The 13,025-nt window shown below is 73.8% G+C and carries 12 protein-coding genes and 1 pseudogene; 10 read left to right on the top strand and 3 right to left on the bottom strand.

What is annotated here, in order from left to right; translation table 11 throughout:
• Positions 1-146 precede the first annotated feature (146 nt).
• From ACRYCC_RS28395 to ACRYCC_RS28370, 6 genes are all read left to right on the top strand, one after another.
• Positions 147-1,223: a M24 family metallopeptidase gene (locus tag ACRYCC_RS28395; RefSeq protein WP_433816773.1), complete on the top strand. Its 1,077-nt coding sequence runs from the start codon at positions 147-149 to the stop codon at positions 1,221-1,223.
• A gap of 67 nt (positions 1,224-1,290) precedes the next feature.
• Positions 1,291-1,851 carry an elongation factor P gene (gene efp, locus ACRYCC_RS28390; RefSeq protein WP_433816772.1) on the top strand — a complete coding sequence of 187 codons (561 nt, stop codon included), beginning with the start codon at positions 1,291-1,293 and terminating at the stop codon, positions 1,849-1,851.
• Between the two features lie 2 nt (positions 1,852-1,853).
• Positions 1,854-2,270: a transcription antitermination factor NusB gene (gene nusB / locus ACRYCC_RS28385; RefSeq protein WP_433816771.1), complete on the top strand. Its 417-nt coding sequence runs from the start codon at positions 1,854-1,856 to the stop codon at positions 2,268-2,270.
• A 100-nt stretch (positions 2,271-2,370) separates the two neighbouring features.
• Entirely contained in the window at positions 2,371-3,153 is a 783-nt protein-coding gene (locus tag ACRYCC_RS28380) for a methyltransferase domain-containing protein (RefSeq protein ID WP_433816770.1), read from the top strand.
• Positions 3,154-3,302: 149 nt separating this feature from the next.
• Positions 3,303-4,568 carry a DNA polymerase IV gene (locus ACRYCC_RS28375; protein WP_433816769.1) on the top strand — a complete coding sequence of 422 codons (1,266 nt, stop codon included), beginning with the start codon at positions 3,303-3,305 and terminating at the stop codon, positions 4,566-4,568.
• Between the two features lie 150 nt (positions 4,569-4,718).
• The gene (locus ACRYCC_RS28370; RefSeq protein ID WP_433817207.1) at positions 4,719-5,108 is read left to right on the top strand and encodes an SCO2097 family morphological protein; all 390 of its coding nucleotides are present in this window, start codon (positions 4,719-4,721) and stop codon (positions 5,106-5,108) included.
• A 252-nt stretch (positions 5,109-5,360) separates the two neighbouring features.
• Here ACRYCC_RS28370 and ACRYCC_RS28365 read toward each other — a convergent pair whose 3' ends face one another.
• From ACRYCC_RS28365 to ACRYCC_RS28355, 3 genes are read right to left on the bottom strand one after another with little or no spacing between them, the layout of a single operon-like run.
• The gene (locus tag ACRYCC_RS28365; RefSeq protein ID WP_433816768.1) at positions 5,361-7,820 is read right to left on the bottom strand and encodes a transglutaminase TgpA family protein; all 2,460 of its coding nucleotides are present in this window, start codon (positions 7,818-7,820) and stop codon (positions 5,361-5,363) included.
• On the bottom strand, positions 7,817-9,103 hold the full coding sequence (locus ACRYCC_RS28360) for a DUF58 domain-containing protein (protein WP_433816767.1): 1,287 nt from the start codon (positions 9,101-9,103) through the stop codon (positions 7,817-7,819). Before ACRYCC_RS28360 ends, ACRYCC_RS28365 begins: the two co-directional genes overlap by 4 nt.
• Positions 9,104-9,122: 19 nt before the next feature.
• The gene (locus ACRYCC_RS28355; RefSeq protein WP_433816766.1) at positions 9,123-10,112 is read right to left on the bottom strand and encodes an AAA family ATPase; all 990 of its coding nucleotides are present in this window, start codon (positions 10,110-10,112) and stop codon (positions 9,123-9,125) included.
• A 499-nt stretch (positions 10,113-10,611) separates the two neighbouring features.
• On the opposite strand from ACRYCC_RS28355, the gene mraZ reads away from it, so the two are divergent.
• The 4 genes and pseudogenes from mraZ to ACRYCC_RS28335 form a co-directional block, all read left to right on the top strand.
• Positions 10,612-11,043 carry a division/cell wall cluster transcriptional repressor MraZ gene (gene mraZ, locus ACRYCC_RS28350; protein ID WP_433817206.1) on the top strand — a complete coding sequence of 144 codons (432 nt, stop codon included), beginning with the start codon at positions 10,612-10,614 and terminating at the stop codon, positions 11,041-11,043.
• 217 nt (positions 11,044-11,260) lie between these two features.
• On the top strand, positions 11,261-12,232 hold the full coding sequence (gene rsmH / locus ACRYCC_RS28345; protein WP_433816765.1) for a 16S rRNA (cytosine(1402)-N(4))-methyltransferase RsmH: 972 nt from the start codon (positions 11,261-11,263) through the stop codon (positions 12,230-12,232).
• Positions 12,229-12,831 (top strand): cell division protein FtsL, encoded by a 603-nt coding sequence (gene ftsL, locus ACRYCC_RS28340; RefSeq protein ID WP_433816764.1) that lies wholly within the window; start codon positions 12,229-12,231, stop codon positions 12,829-12,831. Before rsmH ends, ftsL begins: the two co-directional genes overlap by 4 nt.
• A pseudogene (locus ACRYCC_RS28335) lies at positions 12,828-13,025 on the top strand (DUF3352 domain-containing protein); the annotation flags it as partial. The gene ftsL and the pseudogene ACRYCC_RS28335, both read left to right, overlap by 4 nt.

The raw sequence follows: 13,025 nt of genomic DNA, 5'->3' as shown, positions 1-13,025 counted from the left end.
CTTCCACGCGAGGGGCGTGGCCAACGTAAATGATGATCATGGGGTGATCAAGGGATAACCTGAGAACTCCTCATGTTTGTTACGGGAGTGACGCGGTCGCGGGCTCCCGGTCGCAGCCCCGGCCGGTTCATGCGTAGGGTCGGGGAATGCCGCAGATCCATCAGGCGCGCCGGGACCGGCTCGCCACCCTCCTCAGCGACCGCGGCGCCGACGCCGCACTCGTCACCGGCCTGGTCAACGTGCGTTACCTGACCGGGCTGGCCAGCTCCAACGCCGCCCTGCTGGTCGATGCCGGCGGCGGCGCGGTGCTGGCCACCGACGGGCGCTACGCGGGAGCCGCCGCCCAGGTCTGCGACGACCTCGAGCTCGTGGTGGACCGCCGGGTCGCGGCGGTGCTGACGGCCCGTGCCGCCACCGCGGCGGGGCGGCTGGCCTTCGAGGAGCACCACGTCACCGTCGAGGCCCACGCCGCCCTGACCGAGGCGGCGGGCGCCACCCGGCTGGTCCCGCTCCGGCGCGCGGTCGAGGAGCTGCGCAAGATCAAGGACGAGGCGGAGCTGACCCTGCTCGCCCGGGCCTGCGCGATCACCGACCAGGCCTTCGCCGACGTGCTGGGCTCCCTCCGGCCCGGAGTCACCGAGCGGGAGATCGCCGTGGCGCTGGAGCGCCGGATGGTGGATCTCGGCGCGGACAAGCCCGCCTTCGACTCGATCGTGGCGAGCGGCCCCAACGGCGCCGTGCCCCACCACGAACCGGGCGACCGGGCCATCGAGACCGGGGACCTGGTCACGATGGACTTCGGCGCGCGCTACGGCGGCTACCACGCCGACATGACCCGTACGGTCGCCGTCGGCCGGGTCGCGGACTGGCAGCGGGAGATGTACGACCTGGTGGCGGCGGCCCAGCGGGCCGGCTTCCAGGCAGCGGTGGCCGGCGCGGACACCAGGGGCGTCGACGCCGCGGCCCGCGACCTCATCGCCGCCGCCGGGCACGCCGAGCACTTCCCGCACGGTCTCGGCCACGGAGTGGGGCTGGAGATCCACGAGGCTCCGCTCCTGGGGTACGACAAGACCGGTAAGCTGGTGGATCGGGTTCCCATCACCGCCGAGCCCGGCGTGTACGTCGCCGGCCGGGGTGGGGTCCGCATCGAGGACACCCTGGTGGTCCGAGCGGGCGGACCGGAACTCCTCACCAAGACGACGAAGGAGCTGCTGGTCCTGTGACCGGCGGCCCGCTGACTGGAAAGACGACGCCGGCGGGATCACCCCGTCAGCGGGTTGGAGAGAGCACGTGGCGACGACGAACGACCTGAAGAACGGCCTGGTACTCAAGCTCGACGGCGGTGATCTGTGGACCGTCGTGGAGTTCCAGCACGTCAAGCCGGGCAAGGGCGGCGCGTTCGTCCGCACCAAGCTGAAGAACATCCTGTCCGGCAAGGTCGTGGACAAGACCTTCAACGCGGGCGTCAAGGTCGAGGTGGCCAACGTCGACAAGCGGGAGATGCAGTACTCCTACCCCGACGGCGACGAGTTCGTGTTCATGGACACCGAGACCTACGACATGCTGAACGTCTCCCGCGGGACCCTCGGCGACGCCGCCAACTACCTGCTGGAGAACACCCTCGCCACGGTGGCCATGCACGAGGGCTCCCCGCTGTACGTCGAGCTGCCCGCCGCGGTCGTCCTCGAGGTCACCCACACCGACCCGGGCCTGCAGGGCGACCGCTCCACCGGCGGCACCAAGCCCGCCACGCTGGAGACCGGTGCCGAGATCAAGGTGCCGCTCTTCATCACCACCGGCGAGAAGGTCAAGGTCGACACCCGGTCCGGCGACTATCTCGGCCGCGGCTGACGATGCCCGCTCGGAGCAAGGCGCGCAAGCACGCGTTCGAGGTGCTGTTCGAGGCGGAGCTGCGCGAGGACTCCGCCGTCGACGTGCTGACCCGGAGGGGACAGCCCAAAGGCGAGGAGCTGGCGGAGTACGCCCACGCCGTACGGCTGGTGGAGGGCGCCTGGGAGCACCGCGAGCGCATCGACGAGCTGATCGCCACCTACGCGGTCGGCTGGACCCTGGACCGGATGCCGGCCGTGGACCGCACGATCCTGCGGCTCGGCACCCACGAGCTGCTCTGGGTCGACGACGTACCCGACGGGGTGGCGATCAGCGAGGCGGTGGCCCTCGCCACCGAGTTCTCCACCGACGAGTCCCCCAAGTTCGTCAACGGGCTGCTCTCCCGGTTGCAGCAGCTCAAGCCCTCCCTGTTCCTCTGACTCCCGTGCTCGCCCCCGGCCGATCACTGATGATCACCCTGGTCCGGACACCGGGGCCTGCCCGGCGCCGGGCACGGCTACTGTGGCCAGGGTGACGGACATGAAGGGGGCACCCGTGGACGACCGCCCTGCCACCAAGCCCGGAATCCGCCGGACCAGCAGCGTACGGACCGCCGTCGTCTGGGACGTCCTGCGCGCGGCCCTGGACCGCATCTCGGCCGCGTCGGGGCGTACCGCCCTCGACGTGGTCGACGCCGGCGGCGGCACCGGCGGATTCGCCGTGCCTCTGGCCGAGCTCGGGCACCGGGTCACCGTCGTCGACGCCAGCCCCGACGCGCTGGCCGCCCTGGAACGCCGCGCGGCCGAGAAGGGCGTGAGCGTGCAGGCCCTGCAGGGCGACGCCGACGACCTGCTCGGGGTGGTCGGCACCGACAGCGCCGACCTGGTGATGTGCCACAGCGTGCTGGAGTACGTCGACGACCCCGCCGCCGCGATGGCCTCCCTGGCGGCGGTGGTGCGTCCCGGCGGCTCGGTCAGCGTGCTGGCCGCCGGACAGGTCGCCACCGTGCTGCACCGGGCGCTCGCCGGCCACTTCGACGACGCCCGGCACGCGCTCACCGACCCGGCCGGCCGCTGGGGCGACCGGGACCCGGTGCCCTGCCGGCTGACCCGCGACCGGCTGGCCCGGCTGGCCGAGGGAGCGGGCCTGCGGGTGGGCGACGTGCACGGGGTGCGCATCTTCGCCGACCTGGTGCCCAGCGGCCTCATCGACGGCGACAACGCCGCGGCCGAGGCCCTGGTCGCCCTGGAGACCGCGGCCGCCACCCATCCCGTGCTCCGCGACCTCGCCACCCAGCTCCATCTCCTGGCGCACCGCGCCTGACCGGCCGTGCTTCCGGCCGGATCACGGCCGCCGGTCCCGGCTCCCGCGCCCGCGGGCGCCCGTCCCGCGGGCCCGCGGCCACGGCCGGCCGCGCACCGGCCCCCGGTGCGGGTCCCCGGCGGCGTCCCGGCGGGCTATGGTGGCGGTAGATGAGCCGCAAGCAGCAACTTCACAGGCCTGGGCCGCAACCGGGCCCGCCGGCCGACGACGCCGGCTGCGCCATCCTGCACGTCGACATGGACGCGTTCTTCGTGAGCGTCGAGCTGCTCGACCGCCCGGAGCTGCGCGGCCGGCCCGTCGTCGTGGGCGGCGCGGGCGCGCGCGGCGTGGTCGCGGCGGCCTCCTACGAGGCACGGGCCTACGGCGTGCACTCGGCGATGCCGATGACCCGGGCCCGGCGGCTGTGCCCGCAGGCGGTCGTCCTGCCGCCCGAGCACGAGAAGTACGCCCGCGTCTCGGCCGCGGTCATGGAGATCTTCCGTTCGGTCACCCCCTCCGTCGAGCCCCTCGCCCTGGACGAGGCGTTCCTGGACGTCTCCGGGGCGCTGCGGCGCCTGGGCCCGCCGGCCGAGATCGGCCGGCTCATCCGGGCGCAGGTCGCCGAACAGCAGGGGATCACCTGCTCGGTCGGGGTGGCGAGCACCAAGTTCGTGGCCAAGCTCGCCTCCACCCGCTGCAAGCCCGACGGCCTGCTGGTCGTGCCCGCCGCCGAGGTGGTGCCGTTCCTGCACGCGCTGCCGGTGGCGGCGCTGTGGGGGGTGGGGGAGCGCACCGAGCAGACCCTCGCCCGGCTCGGGCTGCGCACGGTCCGCGACATCGCGCACACCCCGCCGGCCACCCTGCAGCGCGAGCTCGGCACCGCCCTCGGCACCCATCTGCACGAGCTGGCCTGGGGCCGGGACCCGCGGCCGGTCGTCGCGTCCGCCCCCGACAAGAGCATCGGCGCCGAGGAGACCTTCGACCACGACATCGACGACCGCGAGATCATCCGGCGGGAGCTGCTGCGGCTGGCGGAGAAGGTCGGAGCCCGGCTACGCGCGAGTGGCAACGTTGGACGTACGATTAGTGTCAAACTAAGAATGGCGGACTTCAAAACGATCACTCGGGCCCGCACGCTGGGCGACCCCACCGATCTGGCTCGTGTGATCTACGCCACAGCATGTGAATTGTACGAGACGGCAGGACTTGAACGGGTACGACTTCGGCTGGTCGGCGTTCGGGTGGAGAACCTGGGCCCGGCCGATCGGACCCCCCGTCAGCTGACCCTGGACGAGCCGGACAACGGCTGGCACGAGGCCGAGCGTGCCATGGACAAGGTGGTCGGCAGGTTCGGCAGGGGGGCGGTCCGGCCGGCGGCCCTGGTCCGGCCGGACGACGCGTACGACGAACGTGGGACGAGGGGAGGGAGACGATGACCGGACCGTGTGATCTGACCACTCCGCTGACCTGGGTCGGACGTTTTCTTTCTTACGCTCGCCCCGCCTCGTATTCTGGGCATATCACCGATGGCCAAGTCCCCGTCAGGCATCGGATCGACCGTAGCGGGGCTGTCTTTGGGAGGCGCCGTGCCGCTCTCTGAGCACGAGCAACGTCTGCTCGACCAGATCGAGCGGGCGCTGTATACAGAAGATCCGAAGTTCGCTCACGCGGTTCGGTCGACGAATCCGCAGGTGCACTACAAGCGCCGCATCGTCAAGGCGGTGCTCGGCTTCGTGCTGGGCGTGTGCGTGCTGATGGCCGGTCTGGTCATCAACGCCGGCTCGGTCACCGTCGGCGTCAGCGTGACGGGCTTCCTGCTGATGGTCGCCTGCTGCGTGTGGGCGCTGTCCAGCTGGAAGCGCATGACCGGGGTCGGCACCGAGCCGGCGACGCCCAAGCGCAACTCCCGGCCCGCCCGCGCCGGGTTCATGGATCGCCTGGAAGAACGCTGGCGCCGCCGCTCCGACGGCGAGTAGCGGCCCGCCGCGCGGCCCCCGCCGCAGCCTGGGCGGGGGCGCGAGAGGACGTGTGCCGCGTCGGCGGCACGGCGCGGCCAGCGGGTCCCGTCAGCGCGGTGCCCGGCCGGGAACGGGTCGGTTCCCGCTCCGCTCACCGGTGATCGACCGGCGCGGGGTCCACCGCCATCGACCGTGCCGGGTCAGGTCACCCGTGCCGTCCCGGCCCGCCGGCGATGTGCCCTTCACCTGCGGCGCCCCGGCTCACCCGCCTCACCTGCGGATCAGCTCACCGATGCGGCTCACCAGGCGGTCGAAGACCTCCAGGGCCCGGCTGCCGGCGCCGCGCAGCGCCGACATGGCCGTCGGCGGCGCCAACCGCGCCCGCAGCCTGGTCCGGCGGTCCACCGATTCCGCGATCACGGTCCGGACGGCCGCCACGTCCGCGCGCAGCGTGTCGGCCGGAGCCGGCACGGGGGCGTAGCGGGCGCGTTCCTCCGCCCGGGCGATCCGGTCGAGGGCGGCGGAGGCGGGACCGGCCAGTTCGAGGAGCTCCCCGAGATGGCGCGCCGCGGCGCGCGGGCTGTCGCTGGACCGCCAGGGCAGGCCGTGGTCGATGGCGTCGGCGCGCATCTCGGCCCAGGCGGCGTGCGCGGCCTCCGCGGGATCGGCCGGCGGGTCGGCCGCGCGCCAGGTCCGCCGCTGCCGGAGCGGGCCCGGCCCGGCCGGACCCCGGCCCCGGCCGCGAGCGCCCGGCCGGACCGCCTGGGCCCAGCGGCGGCGCCGGGCGGCGAGGCGCACGCCCATCGGCACCGCCAGGATCAGCAGGATCAGCACGAGCGCGCCGATCCAGCCGACCGGCACGCCCGGGCCCTTCTTCTGGTCCGGGGTCGCGCCGGCGGTCTCCTCCTCCTCCAGGCGGTGACCCGCGGCGGCGCTGGGGGTGGCCCCGCCGCCGGTGACCGCGGGCGCCGTCGGCGCGGACGTGGCCTGGCCTCCCTGCCCGGCGCCGGTCTCCCCGGTGGCCGTCTCGGCGTAGGCGGGGGTGGTCGCGGTGCCCTGGCCGGCCTGGCCCGACGCCCCCGGGGTCGGTTCGAAACGCAACCAGCCCACGCCCTCGAAGTACAACTCCGGCCAGGCGTGCGCGTCCCGGGACCGCACCACCCAGGTGCCGTTCTCGTCCCGGCTGCCGGCGGTGTAGCCCGCGGCGACCCGGGCGGGGATGCCCAGGCTGCGGGCCAGGACCGCCATCGCCGCGGCGAACTGCTGGCAGTACCCGACCCGGTGCTCGGTGAGGAAGTCGAGGAGGTCGTTGGTGCTGTCGGGAGGCTGCGCGGTCAGGCTGTAGGTGAACGCCGGCGAGGTGAACCACTCCTGCAGCTTGAGCGCCCGCTGGTAGTCGTTGCGGGCGCCCCTGGTGTGCCTGAGGGCCAGGGACAGGATCGACTCCTGGACCTCCGGGCTCACCGCGAGGTAGTGGCCCCGGATGTCCGCGGGGGCCTCGCCGGCCGCCTGGAGCTGCGCGGCCGTGGGCTCCGCCCGCTTGCTGGTGACCGTGTACGACCGCCCGTCGGCCACGTCGCGCAGGGAGTAGACCATGAGCGAGGCGGGGTGCACCCGCCAGTCCCCGGCGATGCCCACCCGGACGGGTGCGTACGGCAGCGGCAGGAACTCGAAGCCCTCGGCGCGCCGATCGACCTTGATGTCGGTGCGCACGGTGCGGACCGGGGTGTCCCCGGCCAGGCCGGGCGCGGGCGGCAGGTCCCGATCCCTGATCCGGTCCCTGGGCGTGCCGTTGAACGAGCTGTAGGTCCACTGCCCCGACTCGAACAGGTCCAGTGCCCACAGCCGCAGGTAGTCGGGCTGCCCCGGGTCGTTGGTGCGGTAGGTCAGCACGATCGAGTCGTCCGGCCGCTGCAGCTCCCGGCGCAGGCTGACCATCGGGTCCGGCTTCCGCACCGTGCCCGAGCCGGAGGCCCGGTCACCGGTCCCGCTCAGCCCGAACATCCCCTTCGGGTGGATCCCGGGCACGGCCATCGGCACCAGCACGGCGAGGGCGACGGCGGCCATCCCGACCCGGCGGCCCGCTCCCGCCATGGCCCGCGAATCGGGCCGCTCACCCGGCACCGCCTCGGACCAGCGGGCGGAGAGCACGTGGCGGCCCCAGCCGCTCACCTGCTCGCGCGCGTCGGCGACGAGCAGCGCCATGAACCCGGTGGCGCCGAGCATGAAGGCGATCCAGCTGACGCTCTCCTCCCGGACCGCCGCGGGCACGCTGTACATCGCCAGCAGCGGCAGGCCCGCCGGGGCGGCGCGGCGCAGCCGTACCGCCAGCAGGTCGACGGTCGCGGCGACCAGCCCGACGCCGAGGGTGGCCAGCAGCGCGACCCCGTCGTTCAGCGGCACGGGCGCGGTGTACTTGTTCGCGGTGTCCCAGCCGTCGTTCATCAGCGAGCCCAGCCGGGCCAGTGACGAGGGCGTGGGGACGACCCACAGGAACGCCTCCGGGGCGGTGTAGACCACCGTCAGGTAGAGGTTCAGCGCGGCGAGGCCGCCCGCCAGATTGAAGATCGCGGGCAGCCGGAAGCGGCGGGTCAGCGCGCCCGCGGCCGTGACGACGGCGACCGCGCCCAGCCCGGGCCAGAACCACCCCCAGCCGATGAACAGCGGGTAGAGCCCGATCGAGCTCAGCAGCGTGGCCACCGCGGCGGTGACCGTCAGGCGTGTCTTCATGGCCGGCTCCGCTCGGCGGGCGGGATGTATCGGGCATCTTCCAGGGCCTGGTCTGCCTGCGCCCAGGCGGCCGCCAGCGCGGCGGCCGCGCTGATCGTCACCACCCGCCAGCCGGCCGTGCGCAGCGTCTCCGTGGCGATCATGGTGGGACCGTGCTGCGGTCCCCCCTCACGGTGGGTGACGTCGACGAGGATCGCGACGCAGGTGGCGGTCCCGCGCCGGATGGCGGCCACGGACCGCGCCTCCAGGGGGTCCAGCAGGCCGAAGATCGCGATGACCAGCCCGTCGCCCTGCCGGCCGGCCCCGATCGCCTCCCGCAGCGCGCCGAGCCCGGGCACCAGCGACCTGTTCGTGGACATCCGGGCGATCGCCAGCGCGTCCAGCAGCGCCCCCTCGAAGCCGCTGCCGCCGGCGGAGGCCTGCGACTCGCCGGCGTCGGTCAGGAACCGCAGGCCGAAACCCTCGCGGGCCAGATGCACCCCGACCGAGGCGGTGGCCGAGACGGCCTGCTCGAACGACGACCCCGGGCCCTCACCCCGGTGCACGTGGCGCCGGGTGTCCAGGAAGAGCGCGCCCCGGCTCTGCCAGTGCTGCTCCTCGCGCCGCACCATGAGCTCGCCGCGCCGGGCCGTGGAGCGCCAGTGGACCCGGCGCAGGTCGTCGCCGTGGCGGTACTCCCGGGGGGCGATGTCGTCCTCGCCGGCGCTGGAGACCGTGTGCGCGCGGCTGTCGCCGCCGCCGGTCCACGCCCCGCTCAGCCGGCCGGCCGGCAGCGGCACGATGGCGGGGGTCACCGTGAGGGTGTCGGTGAGGCTGAAGGAGCGGGCCAGCTCCACCAGCCCGAAGGGGTCCGCCAGGCGCACGGTCAGCGGTCCCACCCGGTAGCGGCCGCGCACGTCGGAGCGGACCCGGTAGCTCAGCTCGCGCGAGCCGCTCGCCTCCACCCGGTCCAGGACGAACCGGGCCCGCCCGCCGAGGGTGTACGGCACCCGGTCCTCGACCAGCAGCAGCCCGGTCGGCAGCCGGGAGACGTTCTCCAGGCGCAGGTCGACCCGGGACTCGTGCCCCACGGGGAGCCGGGACGGCTCGAGCCGCCGGGCGCAGGCGAGCCGGTAGCGGGTACGCGACACCGCGAGCGACGACAGCAGCGGCATGGCCAGCACGAGGGTGCCGGCGCGCAGCAGATCCCGCTCGCCCAGGATGAACGCGCACAGGATCGCGGTCAGCCCCGCGGCGACGAAGGACCGGCCGCGGGTGGTCAGGGCGCTGAGTGATTTGCGCATGTCCGGTGGCCGACCCGGTTCATCGACGCCGGTCGGGCACGGGCAGCCGGGTGACGATGTCGTGCACGACATGTTCCGGGAGGCGCCGCTCCACCCGCGCCTCGGCCGTCGGCAGCAGCCGGTGCGCCAGCACCGGCACCGCCAGCTCCTGCAGGTCGTCGGGGACGACGTAGTCGCGCTCGTCGATCGCGGCCCGTGCGCGGGCGGCGCGCACCAGGTGCAGGGTGGCCCGCGGGGAGGCGCCGAGCCGCAGGTCGGGATGGTTGCGGGTGGCGGTGACGAGGTCGATGGCGTAGTGGCGGATGGCGGCGGCGACGTGCACCCGCCGGACCACGTCGATGAGGTCGCGGACGTCGTCGGCGTGGGCCACCGGCTCCAGCCGGTCCAGCGGTGACGCCTGCCCGTGGACGTCGAGCATCTCGAGCTCGGACGCGGGGTCGGGGTAGCCCATGGAGATCCGGGCGGTGAACCGGTCCCGCTGCGCCTCGGGCAGCGGGTAGGTGCCCTCCATCTCCACCGGGTTCTGGGTGGCGATCACCATGAACGGCTGCTCCAGGTGGTAGGTCGTGCCGTCCACCGTGACCTGCCGTTCCTCCATGCACTCCAGCAGCGCGGACTGCGTCTTCGGGGAGGCGCGGTTGATCTCGTCCCCGACCAGGAGGTTGGCGAACACCGGACCGGGCTTGAACTCGAACTCCCGGCGCTCCTGGTTGTAGGCGCTGACGCCGGTGATGTCGCTGGGCAGCAGGTCGGGGGTGAACTGCACGCGCCGCACGGAGCAGTCGACGGAGCGGGCCAGCGCCTTGGCCAGCATGGTCTTGCCGACCCCCGGGACGTCCTCGATGAGCAGGTGCCCCTCCGCCAGCAGCACCGTGAGCGCGAGCCGTACGGCGACCGGTTTGCCCTCGATCACGGACTCGATGGCCGCGCGGATCTTGTTCACGATCTGCGCCAGTCCGTCCAGACCGCCGGCTCGGTCCCCGAGGTCGCCGTGCGTGCTGACTGCCACTAACCCTCCTCAGTCGCCTGCCGGGTGCGCATGGCGTCCTCGACCTAGGACGCCACTCTGTTTTGTCCGGCTTTTGACATTACGTCGTCAGGCATCCCGGCCGCGATGACCGCGTGGCAGTTGAGTAAACCGTGTTTTGCGGGAATCGGGGAATCTCCGCCTCCCATCGGTCCGGATCGGCACCGGGCGTCCCGGCGGCCCCGCCCGGGGCGGCCGGGACCGTGCGGCCGGGGTCGTGCGTCCGGACGGTGCGGACCGGGCCGGCGCGGCCCGCGATGTCCCGGCGGCTGCCCCGCGGCTCGCGGAGCGGGTCGACGCTCCGGTCGACGCTCCGGTGGGTGCGACGACGCCCCACTCCGCTCCACCCCTGTGACCTGGTCTTTTGTCCCGCGACACGGTGGAGGAACCGCGTTTTCTCAGTTGACGGTGGGGGAGAGTGGAGTACAGTGGGGCGCTGTGGGGAGCGATTGCTCTCCGCGGGGTCCGGGAGGTGGGGCCGGTGTTCCTCGGCACCCATGCGCCGCGCCTGGACGACAAGGGGCGGCTGTTCCTCCCGGCCAAGTACCGCGAGGAGCTGTCGGAGGGACTGGTGATCACGAAGGGCCAGGAGCGCTGCCTGTACGTCTTCCCCATGGCAGAGTTCGAGCGGATCACCGAGGCGCTCCGTACCGCGCCGGTCACCGCCAGGTCCGTGCGGGCGTACAGCCGTGTCTTCTTCGCCAGCGCGTCCGACGAGGTGCCGGACAAGCAGGGGCGGATCACCATTCCGCCGGCGCTGCGCGGCTATGCCGGGCTGGAGCGCGACTGCGCCGTCATCGGGGCCAACACGCGCCTGGAGATCTGGGACGCCCAGGCCTGGGAGACCTACCTGGAGCAGGAAGAGCAGCAGTTCTCCGACCTTTCGGAGGAGGTGTTGCCCGGGGTTCTTTGAGGGTTCGACTTTCCGGTCCTCGACCGGTGTGGCCCACGTTCGGCCAGGTCTCCACCCGCTCTCCGTGCCAGCTGACGCAGCTTCCCCGGCGCCAGGTGGCATTCCCGTCAAAGGGATCTTCCTCAAGGGCAGCGGATGGGGACCTGGCCGGGCGAGGCCGCCGGTGACCGGTGAAGGCCACAGTCCGCGAGCGGTGGCGGCACAAGGGGGGTTCAGGATGCGCAGTGATGATGACATGGACGGGCACGGTCACGTACCGGTCATGCTCGATCGCGTCCTGTCGCTGTTCGAGCCCGCCTTCGACCGCCCCGAGCCGATCCACGTGGACGCCACCCTGGGCATGGGAGGCCACGCCTTCGCGATGCTGGAGGCGCACCCCCGGCTCAGGCTCATCGGGCTGGACCGGGACCCCACCGCACTGGAGCGGTCCGGCCGGCGGCTGGCGCCCTTCGGGGATCGCGTGACCCTGGTGCACGCCGTCTACGACGAGCTCCCCGACGTCCTCGAGCGGCTGGGCATATCCCGCGTCGACGGGATCCTGTTCGACCTGGGCGTGTCCTCCCCGCAGCTCGACGAGGCCGAGCGCGGCTTCGCCTACTCCTACGACGCCCCCCTCGACATGCGCATGGACCGTACCCGCGGCCGCACCGCCGCGGAGGTGGTCAACGGCTACAGCGTCGGCGAGCTCACCCGGATCCTGCGCGACTACGGCGAGGAGCGCTACGCCCGCCGGGTCGCGATGGCGATCGTCCGGGAGCGCCAGACCGAGCCCTTCCACTCGACCAAGCGCCTCGCCGACATCGTGCGGACCTCGATCCCCGCCGCGACCCGCCGCACCGGCGGCAACCCCGCCAAGCGCACCTTCCAGGCGCTGCGGATCGAGGTCAACGAGGAGTTGACGGTCTGGGAGCGGGCGCTGCCCGCAGCCCTGGACCTGCTCCGCGTGGGCGGCAGGATCGTCGTCCTGTCGTACCACTCGCTGGAGGACCGCATCACCAAGCGGGCCCTGGCCGAGCGCACCATCGACACCACCCCACCCGATCTGCCCGTCCCGATACCCGGCCTGCAGCCCAGGTTCCGGCTGCTGGGCCGGGGGGCGGAACTGCCGTCCGAGGACGAGACCACCACGAACCCACGGGCAGCCTCAGTCCGGCTACGCGCCGCTGAGCGGATCCGGGAGGCCGGATGAGCACCACGACCACGCGCCCGGCGAAGGCCGCGCCCCACGACCGCCCCGCCAGGAGGTCCGGCCCGGCCGGGTCCGCGGCGGGATCCAAGACCGCCGAGAGCCCGCCCGCAGGCACCCGGCGCGCGGCCGACGCGGGGGCGGCGCGCGCCCCGGCACCGCCCGCGCGCCCGGGAGTGCCGCCGCGCGCGCCCTTCGTGCTGCTGGTCGTGGCGCTGCTCGGCGGCGCGCTGGTCAGCCTGCTGCTGCTCAACACGGTGCTGGCCAAGGACGCGTTCACCCTCACCGAGCTGCAGCAGAGCAACAACCTGCTCACCCAGCAGCGCCAGGCCCTGCAGGAGCAGATCGCCCGCGAGGAGGCGCCCGAGCGGCTCGCCCAGAAGGCCAGGGCGCTGGGCATGACCCAGCCGGTCCGGCCGGCGTTCGTCGACGCCCGGACGGGCCGGGTGGCCGGCGACACGCTGCGCCCGGTGCCGCGCGCGGCCGCGGCCGCGGCCGGCGCCGCCGGAGTGGTCGGGGTCCCGGGTGCCGTCGTCCCCGGTGACGGCATCCCCGGCTGGGGAGGCGGATCGGTGCCCCCGCCCCAGGGCGGGACCCGGTGACGACCAGGCGGGGGCCCGCCATGCCGCCGCCGGGCCGGCGGGGGAGCCCGCCGGGCCGGGGGCAGGGCGGGCCCCCGCGCAGGGCGGGCGGCACCTCCCGGGGCACCGGCTCGGGCACCGCGAAGGGCGCCGGCACCGTCAAGGGCACGGGCGGGAGCCCGCGCACGCCGAGCGCGGGCACGCCCCGCAGGAGC

It is taken from the genome of Actinomadura scrupuli (assembly GCF_050971785.1).
Lineage (GTDB): Bacteria > Actinomycetota > Actinomycetes > Streptosporangiales > Streptosporangiaceae > Actinomadura_E > Actinomadura_E scrupuli.
This window is presented reverse-complemented; position numbering and strand designations above follow the sequence as displayed.

Bases quoted from the DNA above. Each gene is read 5' to 3' on its own strand.
- ACRYCC_RS28395 (WP_433816773.1), top strand. From the start codon at position 147: ATGCCGCAGATCCATCAGGCGCGCCGGGACCGGCTCGCCACCCTCCTC.
- nusB (WP_433816771.1), top strand. From the start codon at position 1,854: ATGCCCGCTCGGAGCAAGGCGCGCAAGCACGCGTTCGAGGTGCTGTTC.
- ACRYCC_RS28380 (WP_433816770.1), top strand. From the start codon at position 2,371: ATGAAGGGGGCACCCGTGGACGACCGCCCTGCCACCAAGCCCGGAATC.
- ACRYCC_RS28375 (WP_433816769.1), top strand. From the start codon at position 3,303: ATGAGCCGCAAGCAGCAACTTCACAGGCCTGGGCCGCAACCGGGCCCG.
- ACRYCC_RS28365 (WP_433816768.1), bottom strand. From the start codon at position 7,820: ATGAAGACACGCCTGACGGTCACCGCCGCGGTGGCCACGCTGCTGAGC.
- ACRYCC_RS28360 (WP_433816767.1), bottom strand. From the start codon at position 9,103: ATGCGCAAATCACTCAGCGCCCTGACCACCCGCGGCCGGTCCTTCGTC.
- rsmH (WP_433816765.1), top strand. From the start codon at position 11,261: ATGCGCAGTGATGATGACATGGACGGGCACGGTCACGTACCGGTCATG.
- ftsL (WP_433816764.1), top strand. From the start codon at position 12,229: ATGAGCACCACGACCACGCGCCCGGCGAAGGCCGCGCCCCACGACCGC.